This is a genomic window from Rhodanobacteraceae bacterium (assembly GCA_024234055.1).
Lineage (GTDB): Bacteria > Pseudomonadota > Gammaproteobacteria > Xanthomonadales > SZUA-5 > JADKFD01.
The window spans coordinates 45844-63619 of sequence record JACKOW010000019.1 but is presented as its reverse complement, the minus strand read 5'-3'; the positions used below and the strand labels follow the sequence as shown (position 1 = coordinate 63619).

The following is a 17776-nucleotide window of genomic DNA, read 5'->3' as shown; positions in this document are numbered from 1 at the left end:
CGGAATATGGTAATTCAATGACTTAGGACATGGGCTCATGGAGAGCGTAGCGAAGCAATCCAGGGGCGTGTGGCGATGCGCTGGATTGCTTCGTCGCTGCGCTCCTCGCAATGACGCCGACCTGAAGGCCGGCCCCAAGTCCCTGATCCCGAGTCCCTGATCCCGAGTCCCTGATCCCGAGTCCCGAGTCCCGAGTCCCGCGCCCTCGTGCCCTCGTGCCTCCCCGTGGCATCCTTCGCCGTCATTTTGAGGATGGATTCCGGCATGTCGCTACGCCCGTTGTTGCTGCCCGATGTGCGCCGTCGTGAATTCTGGGCCTGGGCCTTCTACGACTTTGCCAATTCGAGTTACACCACGGTGGTGTCCACTGCGGTGTTCAGTGCCTACTTCGTGTCCACCGTGGCGGCAGGCAAGCCCTGGGCCACGCTGGCCTTGACCATTGCGGTCTCCTTCGCCGCCGCGGTGGTGATGATTCTCGGTCCGCTGGCCGGAGCGGCCGCCGACGCACGCGGGCGCAAGAAGCCGTTTCTGATGACCAGCACGCTGGCCTGCGTGTTGGGGACGCTTGGCCTGATGTGGGTGGGCCCGGGCGATGTTGCGCTGGGCATCTTCTTCATCGTCGTATCGGCCGTGGGCTTTGGTCTGGGAGAAGGGCTGATTGCAGCCTGGCTGCCTTTGATTGCGCGCCCGGAAGCCATGGGGCGGCTCTCCGGCTACGGCTGGTCCCTGGGTTATGGCGGTGGCCTCGCCGCGCTGGCGCTGTGTCTGGGCTACGTGCAGGGCGCGCAGCAGCGCGGCGAGAGCGCCGAGCACTTCGTCGCCGGTTGCATGGCCATCACCGCCGTGTTCTTCCTGTTGGCGGCGATGCCGAGTTTTCTGGCACTGAGAGAGCATGGCCCGCACCCGGACAAGGCCAAGATGGCTTCAGGATCCCTGCTTCGGGAATCCTCCGCCAGATTGATGCAGACCTGGCGCGAGGGCGCCCATCTGGCCGATCTGCGCCGTTTGCTGGTGGCCATTGCCGGTTATCAGGCCGGCGTCGCCGTGGTCGTCGCACTCGCGGCGGTGTACGCCGAGGCCGCCATGGGATTCACCACCGAGGACAACCTGAAGCTGATCCTGGCAGTGAACGTGACTGCCGCCGTGGGTGCCTTCGGTTTTGGCTGGGTGCAGGACCGCATCGGCCATCGCCGCGCACTGATGCTGTCGCTATGGCTGTGGATTGCCATGGTACTGCTGGCCTTTTTTGCCACCACCCGACCGGTGTTCTGGTTGGCGGCCAATCTCGCCGGCATTGCCATGGGCGCCTCGCAGTCGGCTGGCCGCGCCATGGTCGGCTACCTGGCGCCGGCGGATCGCGTCGCCGAGTACTTCGGCCTGTGGAGCCTGTCGGTGCGCCTGGCAACGATCATCGGCCCGATCAGCTACGGTCTGGCCACGCTGGTATTTGCCGGCAACCATCGCCTGGCGATGCTGTGTACCGGCCTGTTCTTCGTGTTTGGCCTGATCGTGGTCTACGGCATTGATGTCGAACGCGGGCGCAAGGTGGCACTCGGGCAAGCCTGATTCGCAACAACATTTGTCGCCGGGCCGCCAGCGCGCCATCATGTAGGACTTGTCGCTCAGAGCCTGCTGCCGATGTCGACTGAAGCTGCCACCACTGCTGTCCCTGCCGCTGCACCTGCAGTCAGCGCGCCGGCGGCGCCCAATGTGGTCGAGTTCAAGAACGTTACCAAGACCTACGGCGAAGGGCCGCGCGCCTACACGGCGATCAAGGACGTCAATTTCGTGGTCGAGGACCGCCCCGATCACGGCGAGTTCGTCGCCATCCTCGGCCCTTCAGGTTGCGGCAAGAGCACCATCCTGCGCCTGATCGCCGGTCTGACGCCGCAGCACCCGGCCACCAGCGGCAGCGTGCGCGTGTTCGGACGGGCCGTCGACGGTGCTGGCTCCGATCGCGGCATGGTGTTTCAGGACTACACCAGCTTCGATCACCTTTCGGTGGTCGACAACATCGCCTTTGGCCTGGAGTGCCGCGGCGTGCCACTGGCCGAGCGCCACGAACGCGCCATGCAGTGGATCGAGAAGGTCGGCCTGAATTCCTCGACCGATGCCCGCAAGTATCCGCACGAGCTGAGCGGCGGCATGCGCCAGCGCGTGGCCATCGCCCGAACGCTGATCCTGAAGCCACGCATCATCCTCATGGACGAGCCCTTCGGCGCGCTCGATCCCGGCACCCGTTACGCCATGCAGGACCTGCTGATCAGCCTCTGGCGCGAACAGCAGGCGACGGTGTTCTTCATCACCCACTCGATCGAGGAAGCGGTGTACCTGGGCGATCGGGTGCTGATCATGTCGCGCGCCCCCGGCACCATCCTCCACCAGATGCCGATGCCGCATCCGGATCGCCCAGCCAAGGACATGCAGCGTGAGCCCGAGTTCATCGACACCGTGTTCAAGGTGCGCGACATCGTCGACGAGCTGGAGAATCCGACCAGCGTTTGAGGTGCGCCGGGCGTTACGCGAGGCGGCAAGCGAGGGCTTTGCTTCCGCAAGGGACGCGAAAGAGAGCGATGGCGGTTTGTGCTTCTGCGTCCGGATCGCGTGAAGCAGCCTCAGCGTATGTCCGGCGAGCCCTTGTGTCCGGCGAGCCCTGCACGAATGGCTGCTTGAGCATGTCTTTGCCATTCTTTGCGTCCTCCGCGTCCTTGGCGGACAACGCTCTTGTTGGTGCCTGATGCCCGCCGCACTCGCGTATCCTGTACCCATGGAAAAACAAACCACTCACTTCGGCTACCGCGACGTCGCCGTCGCCGAGAAGCAGTCGCTGGTCGGCGAGGTCTTCACCTCGGTGGCTTCGCGCTACGACGTCATGAACGATCTGATGTCGCTGGGCCTGCATCGGCTGTGGAAGCGTCACTTCGTGGCCACCGCAGGCTTGCGCGCCGGCGATCGGGTGCTCGATCTGGCCGGCGGTACCGGCGATATCTCCGGCCTGATGGCGCCCCTCGTTGGCGACAAGGGCATGGTGGTGCTCTCGGACATCAACGCCGAGATGCTGGTGCGCGGTCGCGACCGCATGCTGGATGAAGGCCATTCGAAGCGCATCAGTTGCGCCCGGATCAACGCCGAGGCGCTGCCCTTCCCCGATGACAGCTTCGATCTGGTGACCATTGCCTTCGGCTTGCGCAATGTCACCGACCAACCCAGGGCGCTGGCAGAGATGTGCCGCGTGCTGCGTCCCGGTGGTCGCGCGCTGGTGCTCGAATTCTCGGAAGTGCGCCAGCCGCTGCTGAAGCCGGTCTACGACGCCTATTCCTTTGGCGTGCTGCCACTGCTGGGCAAGGTGGTGGCCAAGGATGAAGCCAGCTATCGCTATCTGGCCGAATCCATCCGCAAGCACCCCAATCAGGCTCGTCTGGCCGAACTGATGTCGGCCGCCGGCCTGGAGCGGGTCAGTGTCCGCAATCTGCTGGGCGGCATCGTTGCCATCCATTCCGGTTACGCCATCTGATCTGACTGCTTTCGTCGCCCGTTGACGCACACTGTGCTAAAACGCGCGACCTCGATTCCTACTGGAGACCGTTCATGCGCAAGACCTTGCTGATGTCCGCCCTGATGCTCACGCTGGCGGCTTGCCAGTCCTCCGAAGCGCCGCAGCAGGCCGCTGCGCCGGCACCGGCTCCGGCCACGGAACCGGCTCCTGCACCGGCACCGGCGACACCACCCATGGCGGCGTCCTCTCCCGAGTTCCTGGCGAAACTGGACGCGGTGATCGCCGGTCCGCAGCGCGATCCAGCCAACGCCGCCCGCGACGGTTTCCGCCACCCGCGCCAGACCCTGGAGTTCTTCGGGCTGAACAGCGGTCAGCGTGTGATCGAAATCACCCCGGGCGGCGGCTGGTACACCGAAATCCTGGCCCCGGCGCTGAAGGATGAGGGCAGCTACGTCGCCGCCATCATCAATCCCGAGAGCGTGAGCAACGAGCGCGCCAAGGAGTATTACGCCAAGAGCAACCAGGGTTTCCGCGACAAGCTGGCCGGCAATGCCGAGGCCTATGGCAGCGCCGAGGTTCTGGAGTTCGACATGAGCGCGCCGAATTTTGGCGAAGACCGCTCGGCCGATCTGGTCGTGACCTTCCGCAATGTCCACAACTGGGTGGGCAATGATTCGGTGCAGGGCATGTTCCAGGGCTTCTACAACGTGCTCAAGCCGGGCGGCGTACTTGGCGTGGTGGAGCACCGAGCAGCGGCTGACGATACCCGCGAGCTCAAGGACGTTGCCAAGACGGGTTATTTCCCGGAAGCGATGGTCATCGAGATGGCGGAGAAAGCAGGATTCAAGCTGGCAGAAAAGAGCGAGATCAATGCCAACCCGGCCGACACCAAGGATCACCCCAATGGTGTCTGGACTCTGCCGCCGGGCCTGAACATGAAGGACGTTCCGGAAGCCGACCAGGCCAAGTACCAGGCCATGGGCGAGTCCGACCGCATGACCCTGAAGTTCGTCAAGCCGGCGGAGTAAGGCGCGGGGCACGGGGCACGGGGCACGGGGCACGGGGCACGGGGCACGGGGCACGGGAAAAGGCTAACGGCTTCGGGCTCTTGTGGGTCCAGGTTTGTCTGGACCCACAAGCGCTGGCGTCAAGGATTTGCTTCACCGGTTCATGGTGAGTGGGCCGTTGCTGTGGAGGGCGCCGCGTTGCGGCGTCGCTTTGCGCTGAGCGGAGATCAAGAGCGGCCGCACAGGCGCGCGTCCCTCCTCAAGACCGCTCCGAACCTGGCCCAAGCGCACCAGACCCAGCCTCCCGTGTACCGTATCCCGTGCCCCGCTACGGCCTGCGCGCCAGCACCCAGACCTCGACCCGCTCCACGCCGGCGCGTTTCAGCGTCTTCGCGGCCTCGTTCAAGGTCGCGCCGCTGGTCATCACATCATCGATCAGGGCCACGCGCGCGGGCAGGCGGGCCTTGCCCACGGCAAAGGCGCCGCGGATGTTGCGCCGACGTGCGATCAGATCGAGTCCGGGCATGGGTGCAGTGGCTCGCTGGCGCAGCAGCGCCTGCGGCAACACCGGCAACTGCAGGGCAACCCCGAGTTCCCGGGCCAGTTCCAGCGCTTGGTTGTAGCCGCGCTGACGCAGCCGTGAGCGGTGCAGGGGAATCGGGATCAGCGCCTGCGGCATCTCCGCAGAATGCGCGTCAAGGCGCGAGCGCAGTGCGGCACTCCAGATCGGCGCCAGCGCCCGGCCCACGGACAAGGCGTCGTTGAATTTCAGTCGCTGCACCAGATGATCGAAAGGCGCGCGATAGATGAAACCCGCCCAGGCAGCATCAAAGGCCGGCGCCCGTTTCAGGCACTTGCCGCACAGCGGTGTGGCCACCGGCAAGGGCTCCGCGCAACGCGCGCAGGCCGTACCGCTGTGCTCCAGCAGCGCCACGCAGTCCGCACACAGCCGAGACCCCGCCGCTTCCACACCACAGAGCACACAAGCCGGCGCCAGCAGCAGGTCGCTGAAGCGTTCGATCAGGCGGGCGAGAGGAGCAAGCCAGGGCATGGCTGGAGTCTAGACGGGGCACGGGGCACGGGGCACGGGGCACGGGGCACGGGGCACGGGGGAAAGGCTACGGGGTTCGGCTCTTGATAGGGTCCAGACTTGTCTGGACGCTTTGGTTGATCCGGCCAAGAGCGTTCGGACAAGTCCGAACCCACAACAGCGCGAAGCCCCGCTCTTCCCGTGCCCCCTTTCCCGTGCCCCGTAGTTGACTCCCCGGCCCCCATGCCGTCGAATCGCGCCCTTGTCCGTAGACCTGAGCCCGCCCATGAGCAGCATTCGCCACGACTGGACCCGCGAGGAGTTGGCCGCCCTGTTCGACCTGCCGCTGCTGGATCTGGTGCACCAGGCCGCCAGCGTGCATCGGCAGCATTTCGATCCGCGCGAGGTGCAGATCTCGACGCTGCTCTCGATCAAGACCGGCGCCTGCCCGGAGGACTGCGCCTATTGTCCGCAGAGTGCGCACTTCAAGACCGGGCTGGAGGTTGAACGCTTGTTGCCGCTAGCGACCGTGCGCGAGCATGCGGCGCAGGCCAAGGCCGCGGGAGCCACGCGCTTCTGCATGGGCGCGGCCTGGCGCAGCCCGCGCGACAAGGATCTGGATGCGGTCATCGAGATGGTCGAGGCGGTGCGCGAGCTGGGTCTGGAAACCTGCGTCACCGCCGGCATGCTGCGTGGCGATCAGGCCCGCAGGCTGGCCGATGCCGGGCTCGACTACTACAACCACAATCTGGACACCAGCCCGGAGTACTACGGCGAGATCATCAGCACCCGCACCTTCGATGATCGTCTGCAGACACTGGGCGCGGTGCGCGATGCCGGCATGAAGGTCTGCTGTGGTGGCATCGTCGGCATGAACGAGGCGCGCAGCGACCGGGTCGGTCTGCTGCAGGCGCTGGCCACGCTGCCACGGCACCCGGAGTCGGTGCCAATCAACCAGCTGGTACGGGTCGCCGGCACGCCCCTGGGTGATGCCGCCGAGCTCGATGCCTTCGAGTTCGTGCGCACCATCGCCGTGGCCCGCATCGCCATGCCGGCCTCGGTGGTTCGGCTGTCGGCCGGTCGCGAGCAGATGAGCGCCGAGCTGCAGGCCCTGTGCTTTCTCGCCGGTGCCAATTCGATCTTCTACGGCGAGCGCCTGCTGACCACCGGCAACCCGGAGGTCGAGGCCGACCGCACGTTGTTCGAGCGTCTGGGGCTGGTGGGGCTCGGTGTCGCACCGGGCGAGGCCACTGCACCTGCAGCTGCGTGCGGCGAACGCCCCGAACACTGCAGCTGAGCCGGTGAGCCGCGTTCCCGGCTCCTGGAGGGCGGCGCGCCTGCGCCGCTGCTCTCGCTTCGGATGCCACCAGGCCCATCCAGATGCCGCTGGCCGGCAGCCATACGCGTGAATCCGAGCCCACGCCCGGACTTCGCCGCGCGCCTGCGCCAGCAACATCAGCAGCGGCTGCAAGCCAGCCTGCAGCGGCGCGTGCGCGCGGCCAGCGCCAGCCGACCCGGACACATCCACCTCGATGGCCGCGAACTGGTCGATTTCGGCGGCAACGACTATCTCGGTCTGGCCGGACATCCACGCCTGATCGCGGCCTATGCCAGGGCTGCGGGCGAAGGCGTGGGCGCGCGCGCCTCCCATCTGCTCGGCGGTCATCGTAATCATCATCAGGCGCTGGAGCAGGCGCTGGCGGACTGGATCGGCTATCCGCGGGCGCTGTTGTTTTCGACCGGCTACATGGCCGCGATGGGCACGCTCGGTGCCGTGCTCGGTCGCCATGATCTGTGCGTGCAGGACCAGCTCAACCACGCCTGCCTGCTCGACGGCGCCCGACTTGCCGGTGCCGATCTGCGTCGCTATGCCCATGCCGATGCGGCGGCGGCGGCCAGACTGCTTGAGGCCAAGTCGCAGCGTCGCGCCCTGCTGGTCACCGACGCGGTGTTCAGCATGGACGGCGATCTCGCACCGCTGAGCGAACTGGCGGCGCTGGCCAGGCGCGAGCATGCCGCGCTGATGGTCGACGAGGCGCATGGGGTGGGCGTGCTCGGGCCACAGGGGCGCGGTGCCTGCGCCGCTGCCGGTCTCGGCGCCAGCGAAATTTCGATCTGGATGGGCACGCTGGGCAAGGCGCTGGGGGGCTTCGGTGCGGTGATTGCCGCTGACGACTTGCTCATCGACACGCTGATCAATCGCGCCCGTGGCTACATCTACACCACGGCACTGCCGCCAGCCTTGGCGCGGGCGATGGTGACTGCAGTCGAACTCGCCCGCGGGGCCGACGCCGAGCGCGCCCACCTGGGCCAGCTGATCGACCAGTTTCGGACCGGCGCCAGTGCGCTCGGCTGGCAGCTGTTGCCGTCGCCGACGCCGATCCAGGCGCTGGTGATCGGCGACAGCGCAGCCACGCTGCAGTGCGCCGAACGCCTGCAGGCCGCGGGCTTCCATTGCCCCGCCGTGCGCCCGCCGACAGTGCCGGCCGGCAGTGCGCGTCTGCGCATCAGCCTGAGCGCGGCGCATCGGGTCGAGGATGTCGAGGCTCTGCTTGGGGCACTGGGACGGCGCTGAGCTGCGGGCACGTGACCGCGACTCGCCTGGATCGGAGCGGTCTTGAGGAGGGCAGCGCGCCTGCGCGGCCGCTCTTGATCACTTGCCGCAGCAGAGCGGCGCCGCGGCGCGGCGCCCTCCAAAGTGAGGTAGCGCGGCTCCGGCGCGCGACGAATCAGATCGTGCGTCAGTTGTCGTTCGCGTCGGCGGCCGCGGCCAGCCCTGCCGGGCGCCGCGCGCTGGCTGGCATTGCGTGTTTCCCCAAGCACCCGGGCGCGCGGACCCGGCGTACTTGGGCGTCAAAGCGGGCTTTTGTGGGTCCAGACAAGTCTGGACCTACAAAGGCAGGCTGCGCGTGGATCATGGCCCGTGTTCGAATCCAGCCCAATTGGATGGCTCGAAACGACACCTTCCACAACCGCCCAAACTTCGCGTCCTTGCTGCTCTTCCTTCGCGTCCTTCGCGTCCTGCCCCTGCTCCAGCCTTGCCGTGAAGCGAGCATGGCCCGGCCATCAAGCCTTCGACGAGGCAGTTCCAGCCCCCGAACTTTCCCCCGAGCCCGTTTTGCTCTCTACTCCGGGCTCTGATCCCTGCCGGAACCCTCGCATGCTGCTGCGTATCGCCACCCGCAAGAGTCAACTCGCCCTGTGGCAGACCGAACATGTGGCCGCGCGTTTGCGCGCGCTGGACCCGGATCTGGTGGTGGAACTGGTGCCGCTGTCGACGCGCGGCGACGAGGTACTGGATCGCTCGCTGTCGGCCATCGGCGGCAAGGGTCTGTTCCTGAAGGAGCTGGAACTGGCGCTGGAACGCGGTGAGGCCGACATCGCGGTGCATTCGCTGAAGGATGTGCCGGTGGAGCTGGATGCCGGCTTCGAACTGGCGGCGATACTCGAACGCGAAGACCCCGCTGATGCCTTCGTCAGCAACCGCCATGCCGATCTGGACGCGCTGCCGCCCGGCGCCGTCGTCGGCACCTCCTCCCTGCGCCGCCATGCCCAGATCAAGGCGCGACGACCGGATCTGCAGGTGCGCGATCTGCGTGGCAACGTCAACACCCGTCTGGCCAAGCTCGATGCCGGCGACTACGACGCCATCATCCTGGCCGTGGCCGGCCTGAAGCGCCTGGGCTTCGATGCCCGCATCCGGGCCAGCCTGAGCGTGCCGGACTGGCTGCCGGCAGCGGCCCAGGGCGCCATCTGCATCGAGACCCGAGCGGGCGATCTCGCCACGATCAAGCGCGTCCGCGCGCTGCATCATGAGGGCACGGCGGCAAGGATCGATGCCGAGCGGGCGCTCAATCGACGCCTGGGCGGCAGCTGCCAGGTCCCGATCGGCGCACTGGCGGCCATCGATGGAAAGCAGTTGCATCTGCAAGGACTGGTCGGCCACGCCGCCAGCGGCCGCGTCGTCCGCGCCCAGGGCACCGGGCCGCTGGGTGAACCGGTGGCGCTCGGCGAAACCGTCGCCGACGCCCTGCTCGCCGCCGGCGCCGGCGAACTCCTGGGGCTGTAGCTGCGACGGTAGCTCAGCTTGCGCCGCTCGCTTGTCCACACAAGAGCAGGACGCAAAGGACGCGAAGGAAGGCAGAAAGATCGCGAAGGAAGGCCAGTGCCGCTGTTGGATTTGCTTCGCGATCTTTCTGCTTTTCCTTCGTGATCTTTGCGTCCTGCTTCTGAGCCCAGCCCGCCCCTCCTCTTCATCAATCGAGCGGCAGAGCACGTCACGTAGCCCTTCGGGCAAGATGGCACCTGCCAAGGCTGACACCGCTGGCGTTGGACCTTCTCCGCTTTCTCCGCTTTCTCCGCTTTCTCCGCTTTCTCCGCGTCTCCGCGTCTCCGCGTCTCCGCGTCTCCGCGTCTCAGCGTCTCAGCGTGAGCAGGCTTCTTCCAACACCGACACCGACAACCGACAACCAGCTCTAAAGGCGTTCCTGCAGCAACTGGGTACGGCTCAAGCGGTCGTGGGCGCTCTGACCCTCGGGGTCGATCAGGCACCAGAGCAGGCCGAGTCCGCCCAGGCCTATCGAGAACAACGCCAGCATCGCGCGCAGGCTGGCGCGGCCCAGACTCGGGTAGTTGCCTTCCAGGTCGCGCACTTCCAGCTTCCAGGCGCGCGCGGCGACGGTTTGGCCACCACGCCACCAGGACAACGCAAAATAGGCCCAGATCACCAGCAGCAGCAGCAGCTGATACCAGATCGTGCTCGGCGGCACGGCCTTGCCGCCATTGGCCGCCAGCACGGCGAAGCCGACCACCATCAGCAGACCCGCAAGGATCAGCGTGTCGTATACGATGGCCAGCAGGCGTTTCCACCAACGGGCTGATTCCAGAGTACGCATGCGCAGCATCTTGGACAAAGAATCCGACAACGATAGCAGTGAGCCGAGCGTCTCCGATCAGAAGCTGATCGCGCGCTTTCTCGATCAGGCCTGGGCCGAGCGCGGCCTGGCCAAGGCCTCCTTGTCCAGCTACGGCGCCGATCTGCGCGGCCTTGCAGGCTGGCTGGTCTCACGCGGGAGCGCGCTGGCCACGGCCGATCGCGGATTGTTGTTCGACTATCTGTCGGTCCGCCATGGCGCCGGCATGAAACCGCGCTCGGGCGCGCGGCTGGTGTCCACGCTGAAACAGTTCTATCTGTGGGCGGTCGAACAGGGTCTGCGCAGTGATGACCCGGCGCTGGACCTGTCCACGCCCAAGCTGCCACGCTCGCTGCCCAAGGCCATCACCGAGTCGGAAGTGGAAGCGCTGTTGAAGGCACCGGACCTCGATACCGCCCTGGGTCTGCGCGACAAGGCCATGCTGGAGCTGCTCTACGCCACCGGTTTGCGGGTGAGCGAGCTGGTGGGGCTGCGCGGAGAGCAGATCAGTCTGGCTCAGGGCGTGCTGCGGGTACGCGGCAAGGGCAGCAAGGAGCGCCTGGTGCCGCTCGGCGACGAGGCCCAGCACTGGATCGAGAGCTATCTGCGCGAGGCCAGGCCAGTGCTGCATCCGCGCCCCGAGCCGGCGCTGTTCATCACCCAACGCGGCACGGCGATGACCCGCCAGGGCTTCTGGCTGCTGATCAAGCGCTACGCGCTGCTGGCCGGCGTGCGGGGCACGCTGTCACCACACACGCTGCGCCACAGTTTCGCCACCCATCTGCTCAACCACGGCGCCGACCTGCGCGTGGTCCAGCTGCTGCTCGGTCACAGCGATCTGTCGACCACCCAGATCTACACCCACGTCGCCCGCGAAGGGCTGAAAGCCATGCACCGCAAGCATCATCCGCGGGCGTGAGTCACGGGGCACGGGGAAAGGGGCACGGGGGAAGGCCAGGGTGCCTGCTACAGTCAGGTAGGTCACGTTGGCCGCGCAGCGGGCTACGTGACGCACGCTGCCCCACTACGGCGACCAGCCACCACTGAGGCACGTAGCGGCCAGAAGCGGGACGCAAAGGACGCAAAGGAAAAGCAGAAAGAACGCGAAGGAAATCAAGAGCGTTCACGGAATGTTCTTTGTTACCTTTTTGCTTTTCCTTCGTGACCTTTCTGCTTTTCCTTCGTGTCCTTCGCGTGCTGGCCTTTGCTTGCACCCGGCGTAGACCTAGCCCTCGCTCGCGGCTGCCATTCCCAGCGCCGCCACCACCGGCACCATGCGCCCCACTTCCTCCGCGCGGGTGTTCGATGCATTGCCCTGGGTGGCGCGCTTGGCCACGCCCTGGGCGATGGCGGCGAGGCGGAAGAAATTGAAAGCCAGGATGAAAGGCCAATGCTGGGGCTGGCGGCCACTCAGCTCGGCATAGCGGGCAATGATGGCGGCTTCGCTAGGTAAGCCGAGCTCGGCCCGATCGATGCCGGCCAGACCGGGAATGACCGGATTGCGCGGCAGTCGCAGCGCCATGCAGAAATAACCCAGATCCGACAGCGGATGCCCCAGCGTGGACAGCTCCCAGTCGACCACGGCGCGGATGGTCGGCATCTGGGCATCGAAGATCAGGTTGTCGATACGCCAGTCGCCATGCACCAGCGCCACGGCTCCGTCATCGGCCGGCACATGCGCCTCCAGCCAGCCGATCAGCGCCTCCATGGCCTCGATCCGCTCGATTTCGCTGGCGCGGTACTGCTCGGTCCAGCGTTTGAGCTGTCGGGCGAAGTAGTTCCCGGGCCTGCCGTATTCGCCCAGACCCACGGCCTGCACGTCGACCGCGTGCAGCGCCACCAGCACGCGCAGGATTTCATCGAAGATGGCACCACGCTGCGCCGGCGTCAGCTCCGGCAGTGACGGATCCCAGTAGATCCGCCCCGGTACATGACTCATCAGGTAGAACATCGAGCCGATGACGCTGTCGTCGCTGCACAGATGCAGCGGCCGCGCGACTGGCACCGGCGTGTCGGCCAGCGCGCTCAGCACCCGGAACTCGCGATCGACCGCATGCGCTGAAGCCAGCAGCGTGCCGGGCGGCTTGCGGCGCAGCACATAGCTGCCCGAGGCTGCCTCGATCAGATAGGTGGGATTGGACTGCCCGCCCTTGAATTTGCTGGCGCGCAGCGGGCCGGCGAAGCCGGGCACCTGCTGCGACAGATAGTCGGCCAACGCGGATTCGGGCAGAGCAAAGGGATCAGTCATGCGGGTTGCCTTGATGGGGCCAGCGTGGAGCATAGCCGCGGCGGTCGGTTGCTGGTTGCGATAGGCATGCCGGGCCATGCAGGCTGCTGTGGGAGCGGCTTCAGCCGCGAATGGCGACTCCGGTCTGGCGCAGCAGCTGTCGCGGGCAGAGCCCGCTCCCACAGGGGCGGGCGTTGCGGAACCTGGGTCATGGCGGGCTCAGCGAAGCAATCCAGAAGCGTCGCCGACAAGCCTGGATTGCTTCGCTACGCTCGCAATGAAGCTGTCGCGGGTCAAATCTGTGTTCGTGTGTCGCCCTGTGCTCAGCGCCCTCCACCGACAACCGACAACCGAAGAAAACATGCCCGCAACTGGCGCATGCCGCTCTCAGCTGCACCGCGTTTGTGCACTGCAGCAAACGCAGATTGCAGCAATGCTCATTTCAATCAATGCCTTATCCACTTTTCAGCCGCTGGCACAGGCCTTGCGACAGATGTCCCGCAGTTCTGGGCCTGGGGGCCGTTGCTGCTGGGGAAAGACTCCCGCGCGTCGCACCGGGGCCGACGCGCGGGGGTCTTGTTTTTCACAGTCAGCTTTCCCTTCGCCACTTCGCGTCTTGCCGTTTGGGGATGGGCGCGACCGGCATGACCATGTCAGTAGCCCTGCGGGCAACGTGACCTACGTTCTCTTCTGCAGCTTCTCTTGGCGTCCTTTGCGTCCTTCGCGGACACTGATTGGCGCCCTCCGGCCAGCCGCAAGATCTGGCAAATGCGCGACGCTCAGCCGTCGTTTGCTACGGCACTACCTGCAAATTCCAGCTGGCGCCAGGCTTCATAAACCACCACCGCCACGGCATTCGACAGATTCAGGCTGCGCGAACCGGGTCGCATCGGCAGCCGCAACAGACGCTCGGGCGGAAACTGCGCACGCACCTCGTCCGGCAAGCCGCGGGTCTCGCAGCCAAACAGCAGCGCATCACCGTCGGCAAAGCGGGTCTGATAGGGCGAAGCCTGGCCGAATTTGCTCAGGGCAAAGCAGCGTGGTTGGCCCAGATGCGCCATGCAGGCGTTCAGATCCGGCCAGCTGCGCACACTGGCGTATTCGTGGTAATCCAGACCCGCGCGGCGCAAACGGGCATCGTCCAGCGCGAAGCCCAGCGGCTCGATCAGATGCAGCGAGGCGCCGGTGTTGGCCGCCAGCCGGATGACATTACCGGTATTCGGCGGGATTTCGGGCTGGTGGAGAATGATGTGCAACATCGCTGGCCCTCGGTGCACGGCGGCGGTAGCCGGGCGACGAATGCTACCTCCTGCCCGGGATTTGCCGCGAAAACCCGCTTCCTTGCCCGCTGTCTCCCTTGAGCGCTCCACGGAATGCGGGGTACGCTCGCAGCCACCTTCACGAATTGCCGACCCATGCTTCGCCCGATCCCTCACAACGAGCGTTTGGCCGATGTCCGCTATGACATACGCGGCCCCTTGCACGCCCGCGCGCTCGAACTTGAGCAGCAGGGCAAGCCCATCATTCGCCTGAATATCGGCAATCCCGGGCGATTCGGTTTCGATGCGCCCGATCACATCCGCGAAGCCATCGCCCAACATCTGCGCGACAGCGAGGCCTATTGCCACCAGCAGGGCCTGACCGAAGCCCGCGATGCCATCGCCGAGAGCATGCAGGCACGCGGCTGTGCCGGCGTCGACACCAACCATGTCTTTGTTGGCAACGGGGTCAGCGAGCTGATTGATCTGTCCTTGCGTGGACTGCTGAATCCGGGCGACGAAGTACTGGTGCCGGCGCCGGACTATCCGTTGTGGACTGCCGCGGTCATCCTCAACGATGGCCGGCCGGTGCACTATCCCTGTCCGCCCGAGCGCCAGGGTCTGCCGGACGCTGTCGAAATCGAGCGCATGATCACGCCGCGCACGCGCGCCATCGTGATCATCAATCCGAACAATCCCAACGGTGCGGTCTATCCGAAGCCGCTGCTGCAGCAGATTGCAGCGCTGGCCGAGAAGCACCGCCTGGTGGTGTTCAGCGACGAGATCTACGAGGGACTGCTCTACGACGGCGCCCGGTTTCACAGCATGGCGCCGCTGGTGAAGGACACGCTGTGCGTGACCATGAGTGGATTGTCCAAGGTGCACCGCGCCTGTGGCTATCGGGTGGGCTGGATGGTCACCAGTGGCCGCGTGCAGGCCGCGCGTGAATACCTGCGCAGCCTCGACCTGCTCGCCGCCCTGCGCCTGTGCAGCAATGTCCAGGGCCAGTGGGCTATTCCGGCGGCGCTGCGCGGTCCGGATACGCACACCGCGCTGTGCCAGCCGGGTGGGCGTCTGTACGAGACCCGTGCCGCGATGTTGCGGTCGGTTGCACGCAGTGCGCATCTGCGGGTGGTGGCGCCGATGGGCGCGCTGTACGGCTTCGTCGGTGTCGACACCAGCGCCATGCCGCAGTTCGACGATCAACAGTTCGCGCTGGATCTGCTCGATCAGCGTCAGATCCTGATCGTGCCGGGCTCATCCTTCAATGTGCCCTATCGCAATCACTTCCGAATCACGCTGCTGCCCGAGGCCGCCGTGATGGAGCGGGTCATCGACAGCATCGACGCCTTCGCCGGCACGCTGGCCAAAGGGGCCCAGCCGCGCGTGGCCCAGGTGGCTTGAGACCACTCCCAAGGCCATGAATCCGGGCGCCATCCTGGCCTTGTCCATGCTGGTCGGTGATCCGGAACCGCCACTGCGCTATCTGGCGCTGGGTGATTCCTACAGCATCGGCGAGAGCGTGGATGCAACGGCGCGCTGGCCCAATCAGCTGGCTGGGGAACTGCGAAAGCGTGGATTGAAGCTGTTGCCGGCACAGATCTTCGCCCGCACAGGCTGGACCACGGGCGAGCTTGAAGCTGCGCTGGTGGCGGCAGAGCGTGGCGCCAGCGTCGAACTTGCCGAGGGCGAATTCGGCCTTAAGCCGAGCCCGCCCTATTCGTTGGTAACGCTGCTGATCGGCGTCAATGATCAGTACCGAGGGCATTCGCCAGACAGTTATCGCCAGGGCTTTGCAGCCCTGCTGGCGCGTGCCATCAGCTACGCCGGCGGCCATGCCGAACGCGTTGTGGTGTTGTCCATTCCCGACTGGGGGCGCACACCCTTTGCCCGGGCACATGATCGGGACGCCGCCAGAGTCGGCGCACAGATTGATGCCTACAACGCCACTGCGCTGGCGTTGACGCAAGGCGCCGGCGCCAGCTTTGTCGATATCACCGACCTCACCCGCGAAGCCGAGAGCCGTCCCGAATTGCTGGCGGCCGATGGCCTGCATCCCAGCGCCATCGACTATGGCCGTTGGGCTGAACGGGCGCTGCCCGCAGCCCAACGCGCGCTGGGCGCGGCGCAGGCAGACCAGTAGGGCTGGTACCGGCGACGGGCAGAAGCCTTTATCCGCAGATGACGCCGATGGCCGCCGTGTTCAAGCGGGGTGATGGCCGGTGTAGCCCGACGTGCGCGTAGCGCTCTCCGGGCGGTGATGCGACAAGCCCCGGTGAGCCACTGCGCGGCACATCGGGCTACGCGCAGCAGGCTATCCGCCTTGATCGGCGACATCTGCGGACAGAAAGCCCTTGTTCGTTGTGCCATGGCCCAGCGGCACCTGGCGTCGGTCAGCCCACCGTCTTGACCGGTACTTCCTCGCTGTCATCGATGGCCTCGCCGCGATTCCAGGCCAGCAGCAGGGTGTAGCCCACGGCCAGCAGGACCGGCCCCAGGAATACGCCGAGGAAGCCGAAGGCGAGTACGCCGCCAATCACACCGAGGAAGACCAGTACAAAGGGCATCCGCGAGCCGCGGCTGATCAGATAGGGCTTGATGATGTTGTCGATGCCGCTGACCACGAAGAATCCCCAGATGGCCATGAACACGGCGGCGCCGATATGGTGATTGGTGCTCAGCCAGACCACCACGGGCACCCAAACCAGCGGCGGGCCCATCGGCACCAGGGACAGGAAGAAAGTCAGCAGGCCCAGGAACACGGCGCCGGGTACGCTGACGATCAGGAATCCGAAACCGGCCAGCAATCCCTGCACCAAAGCCGTGCCGAGAATGCCGTAGACCACGCCCTGGATGGTGCCGCCGGCCACGTCGATGAACTGGCGAGCACGCGATCCGATCAGTCGCGTCAGCGATTGCTGCAATCCTTGCGCCAGTTCGTCGCCGCGTCGGAACACGAAGAAGGCGATGAACACCGACAGTCCCAACTCCAGCGAGCCGCGCCCGAGCATGGCGCCACCGCTGAGTGCGGCATCGCGCATTGGATTGATGATCAGCCTGACCAGATCGGCCAAGGCCGCCTCGCTGTTCAACGCCTGCCAGCGCGCGGCGAGCTCGGCGCCGAACATCGGCAGCTCGGAAACCCAGGCCGGTGGTGGCGGCAGCCCGCGGCCCACCCATTCCTTGACCGCCGTGACCCAGTCGCTGACGTTTTCGGCGAGGGTGAATCCGACGATCACAAAGGGCAGCACCAGAATGGCGGCCACCCCACAGGTCATCAGGATCGCGGTCAGCGAACGCCGGCCACCGAGCTTGCGCACCAGCCAGCGATAGAAGGGCCAGCTGGCGTAGCAGAGAATGACGGCCCACATCAGCGCCGACAGGAAGGGCCGCAACACCAGAAAGCAGCCCACCACCAGGAAGCTCACCGCAGCAGCGGCAAACAGCAGTTCGATCAGTCGCTGGCGTTCCAAGGCTCAGCGCCTCAGGGGCTCTTTTCCATCTCGTACTCGATGCCACCGAAGCGGCTGGCCACCCAGTTGTAGATATAGGCCAGGATGCCGCCGGAGATCACGCCCACCAGACCAAAGCCCAGCGGCGTCCAGAACAGCAGGGTCACCGTGGTGGCGCCGGGCAAGGGCGTGAACGGCAGCGGCAGATCGAGGCCGGACAGTTTCAGCGCAAAAGCCAGCGCCCCGATCACGAAGCCCTGCACGAACAGCAACAGTGCCAGTACACGCGAAGCAGACAGTGGATCAACCCGAGTGATACGACGGCGCATGACGCTTCCCCAACAGAATGGTGGAAGCTGCAATCTAGCCCGGAATGCATGGAGGGGGCCAGC

The 17776-nt window shown here is 66.0% G+C and carries 16 protein-coding genes; 10 read left to right on the top strand and 6 right to left on the bottom strand.

The annotated features are described in order from the left end of the window. Positions 1 to 264 precede the first annotated feature (264 nt). From H7A19_19560 to H7A19_19545, 4 genes are all read left to right on the top strand, one after another. Positions 265 to 1566 carry an MFS transporter gene (locus tag H7A19_19560; GenBank protein ID MCP5477032.1) on the top strand — a complete coding sequence of 434 codons (1302 nt, stop codon included), beginning with the start codon at positions 265 to 267 and terminating at the stop codon, positions 1564 to 1566. Between the two features lie 72 nt (positions 1567 to 1638). Then, positions 1639 to 2505: an ABC transporter ATP-binding protein gene (locus H7A19_19555; protein MCP5477031.1), complete on the top strand. Its 867-nt coding sequence runs from the start codon at positions 1639 to 1641 to the stop codon at positions 2503 to 2505. Positions 2506 to 2737: 232 nt separating this feature from the next. Next, the gene (ubiE, locus tag H7A19_19550; protein MCP5477030.1) at positions 2738 to 3514 is read left to right on the top strand and encodes a bifunctional demethylmenaquinone methyltransferase/2-methoxy-6-polyprenyl-1,4-benzoquinol methylase UbiE; all 777 of its coding nucleotides are present in this window, start codon (positions 2738 to 2740) and stop codon (positions 3512 to 3514) included. A 92-nt stretch (positions 3515 to 3606) separates the two neighbouring features. Beyond that, the gene (locus tag H7A19_19545) at positions 3607 to 4524 is read left to right on the top strand and encodes a class I SAM-dependent methyltransferase (GenBank protein ID MCP5477029.1); all 918 of its coding nucleotides are present in this window, start codon (positions 3607 to 3609) and stop codon (positions 4522 to 4524) included. Positions 4525 to 4831: 307 nt separating this feature from the next. On the opposite strand, the gene H7A19_19540 is transcribed toward H7A19_19545, so the two are convergent. After that, positions 4832 to 5554: a ComF family protein gene (locus tag H7A19_19540; protein MCP5477028.1), complete on the bottom strand. Its 723-nt coding sequence runs from the start codon at positions 5552 to 5554 to the stop codon at positions 4832 to 4834. A 265-nt stretch (positions 5555 to 5819) separates the two neighbouring features. On the opposite strand from H7A19_19540, the gene bioB reads away from it, so the two are divergent. From bioB to hemC, 3 genes are all read left to right on the top strand, one after another. Further along, positions 5820 to 6830 carry a biotin synthase BioB gene (gene bioB, locus H7A19_19535; GenBank protein MCP5477027.1) on the top strand — a complete coding sequence of 337 codons (1011 nt, stop codon included), beginning with the start codon at positions 5820 to 5822 and terminating at the stop codon, positions 6828 to 6830. 63 nt (positions 6831 to 6893) lie between these two features. Beyond that, positions 6894 to 8108, top strand: a complete 1215-nt coding sequence (gene bioF / locus H7A19_19530) for an 8-amino-7-oxononanoate synthase (protein MCP5477026.1) — start codon at positions 6894 to 6896, stop codon at positions 8106 to 8108. A 585-nt stretch (positions 8109 to 8693) separates the two neighbouring features. Beyond that, positions 8694 to 9602 carry a hydroxymethylbilane synthase gene (gene hemC, locus H7A19_19525; GenBank protein ID MCP5477025.1) on the top strand — a complete coding sequence of 303 codons (909 nt, stop codon included), beginning with the start codon at positions 8694 to 8696 and terminating at the stop codon, positions 9600 to 9602. Between the two features lie 406 nt (positions 9603 to 10008). Here the strand turns inward: hemC and H7A19_19520 are convergent, their stop codons facing one another. Next, positions 10009 to 10428: an RDD family protein gene (locus H7A19_19520; GenBank protein MCP5477024.1), complete on the bottom strand. Its 420-nt coding sequence runs from the start codon at positions 10426 to 10428 to the stop codon at positions 10009 to 10011. Between H7A19_19520 and xerD the strand changes: the two genes are divergently transcribed. After that, positions 10427 to 11365, top strand: a complete 939-nt coding sequence (xerD, locus tag H7A19_19515) for a site-specific tyrosine recombinase XerD (protein MCP5477023.1) — start codon at positions 10427 to 10429, stop codon at positions 11363 to 11365. The two genes, H7A19_19520 and xerD, sit on opposite strands and share 2 nt — an antisense overlap. A 306-nt stretch (positions 11366 to 11671) precedes the next feature. On the opposite strand, the gene H7A19_19510 is transcribed toward xerD, so the two are convergent. Both H7A19_19510 and H7A19_19505 read right to left on the bottom strand, forming a co-directional pair. Further along, positions 11672 to 12694 carry a phosphotransferase family protein gene (locus tag H7A19_19510; GenBank protein MCP5477022.1) on the bottom strand — a complete coding sequence of 341 codons (1023 nt, stop codon included), beginning with the start codon at positions 12692 to 12694 and terminating at the stop codon, positions 11672 to 11674. Positions 12695 to 13452: 758 nt separating this feature from the next. Beyond that, entirely contained in the window at positions 13453 to 13932 is a 480-nt protein-coding gene (locus H7A19_19505; protein MCP5477021.1) for a tRNA (cytidine(34)-2'-O)-methyltransferase, read from the bottom strand. Positions 13933 to 14046: 114 nt separating this feature from the next. Here H7A19_19505 and H7A19_19500 point away from each other — a divergent pair, with 114 nt between their 5' ends. Both H7A19_19500 and H7A19_19495 read left to right on the top strand, forming a co-directional pair. After that, on the top strand, positions 14047 to 15336 hold the full coding sequence (locus H7A19_19500) for an aminotransferase class I/II-fold pyridoxal phosphate-dependent enzyme (protein MCP5477020.1): 1290 nt from the start codon (positions 14047 to 14049) through the stop codon (positions 15334 to 15336). A gap of 46 nt (positions 15337 to 15382) precedes the next feature. Next, positions 15383 to 16075: an SGNH/GDSL hydrolase family protein gene (locus tag H7A19_19495; protein MCP5477019.1), complete on the top strand. Its 693-nt coding sequence runs from the start codon at positions 15383 to 15385 to the stop codon at positions 16073 to 16075. A 250-nt stretch (positions 16076 to 16325) separates the two neighbouring features. Here the strand turns inward: H7A19_19495 and H7A19_19490 are convergent, their stop codons facing one another. Together H7A19_19490 and H7A19_19485 are read right to left on the bottom strand one after the other, a co-directional pair. After that, complete coding sequence (locus H7A19_19490) at positions 16326 to 17390, bottom strand: AI-2E family transporter (GenBank protein MCP5477018.1); 1065 nt, start codon at positions 17388 to 17390, stop codon at positions 16326 to 16328. A gap of 26 nt (positions 17391 to 17416) precedes the next feature. Continuing rightward, a complete protein-coding gene (locus H7A19_19485) occupies positions 17417 to 17713 on the bottom strand; it encodes a hypothetical protein (protein ID MCP5477017.1) in 297 nt (98 codons plus the stop codon). Positions 17714 to 17776 lie beyond the last annotated feature (63 nt).

Excerpts from the sequence above, each read along its gene's own strand:
- H7A19_19560 (MCP5477032.1), top strand. The coding sequence starts at position 265 with ATGTCGCTACGCCCGTTGTTGCTGCCCGATGTGCGCCGTCGTGAATTC.
- H7A19_19555 (MCP5477031.1), top strand. The coding sequence starts at position 1,639 with ATGTCGACTGAAGCTGCCACCACTGCTGTCCCTGCCGCTGCACCTGCA.
- ubiE (MCP5477030.1), top strand. The coding sequence starts at position 2,738 with ATGCCCGCCGCACTCGCGTATCCTGTACCCATGGAAAAACAAACCACT.
- H7A19_19545 (MCP5477029.1), top strand. The coding sequence starts at position 3,607 with ATGTCCGCCCTGATGCTCACGCTGGCGGCTTGCCAGTCCTCCGAAGCG.
- H7A19_19540 (MCP5477028.1), bottom strand. The coding sequence starts at position 5,554 with ATGCCCTGGCTTGCTCCTCTCGCCCGCCTGATCGAACGCTTCAGCGAC.
- bioB (MCP5477027.1), top strand. The coding sequence starts at position 5,820 with ATGAGCAGCATTCGCCACGACTGGACCCGCGAGGAGTTGGCCGCCCTG.
- bioF (MCP5477026.1), top strand. The coding sequence starts at position 6,894 with ATGCCACCAGGCCCATCCAGATGCCGCTGGCCGGCAGCCATACGCGTG.
- hemC (MCP5477025.1), top strand. The coding sequence starts at position 8,694 with ATGCTGCTGCGTATCGCCACCCGCAAGAGTCAACTCGCCCTGTGGCAG.
- xerD (MCP5477023.1), top strand. The coding sequence starts at position 10,427 with ATGCGCAGCATCTTGGACAAAGAATCCGACAACGATAGCAGTGAGCCG.
- H7A19_19520 (MCP5477024.1), bottom strand. The coding sequence starts at position 10,428 with ATGCGTACTCTGGAATCAGCCCGTTGGTGGAAACGCCTGCTGGCCATC.
- H7A19_19510 (MCP5477022.1), bottom strand. The coding sequence starts at position 12,694 with ATGACTGATCCCTTTGCTCTGCCCGAATCCGCGTTGGCCGACTATCTG.
- H7A19_19505 (MCP5477021.1), bottom strand. The coding sequence starts at position 13,932 with ATGTTGCACATCATTCTCCACCAGCCCGAAATCCCGCCGAATACCGGT.
- H7A19_19500 (MCP5477020.1), top strand. The coding sequence starts at position 14,047 with ATGCGGGGTACGCTCGCAGCCACCTTCACGAATTGCCGACCCATGCTT.
- H7A19_19495 (MCP5477019.1), top strand. The coding sequence starts at position 15,383 with ATGCTGGTCGGTGATCCGGAACCGCCACTGCGCTATCTGGCGCTGGGT.
- H7A19_19485 (MCP5477017.1), bottom strand. The coding sequence starts at position 17,713 with ATGCGCCGTCGTATCACTCGGGTTGATCCACTGTCTGCTTCGCGTGTA.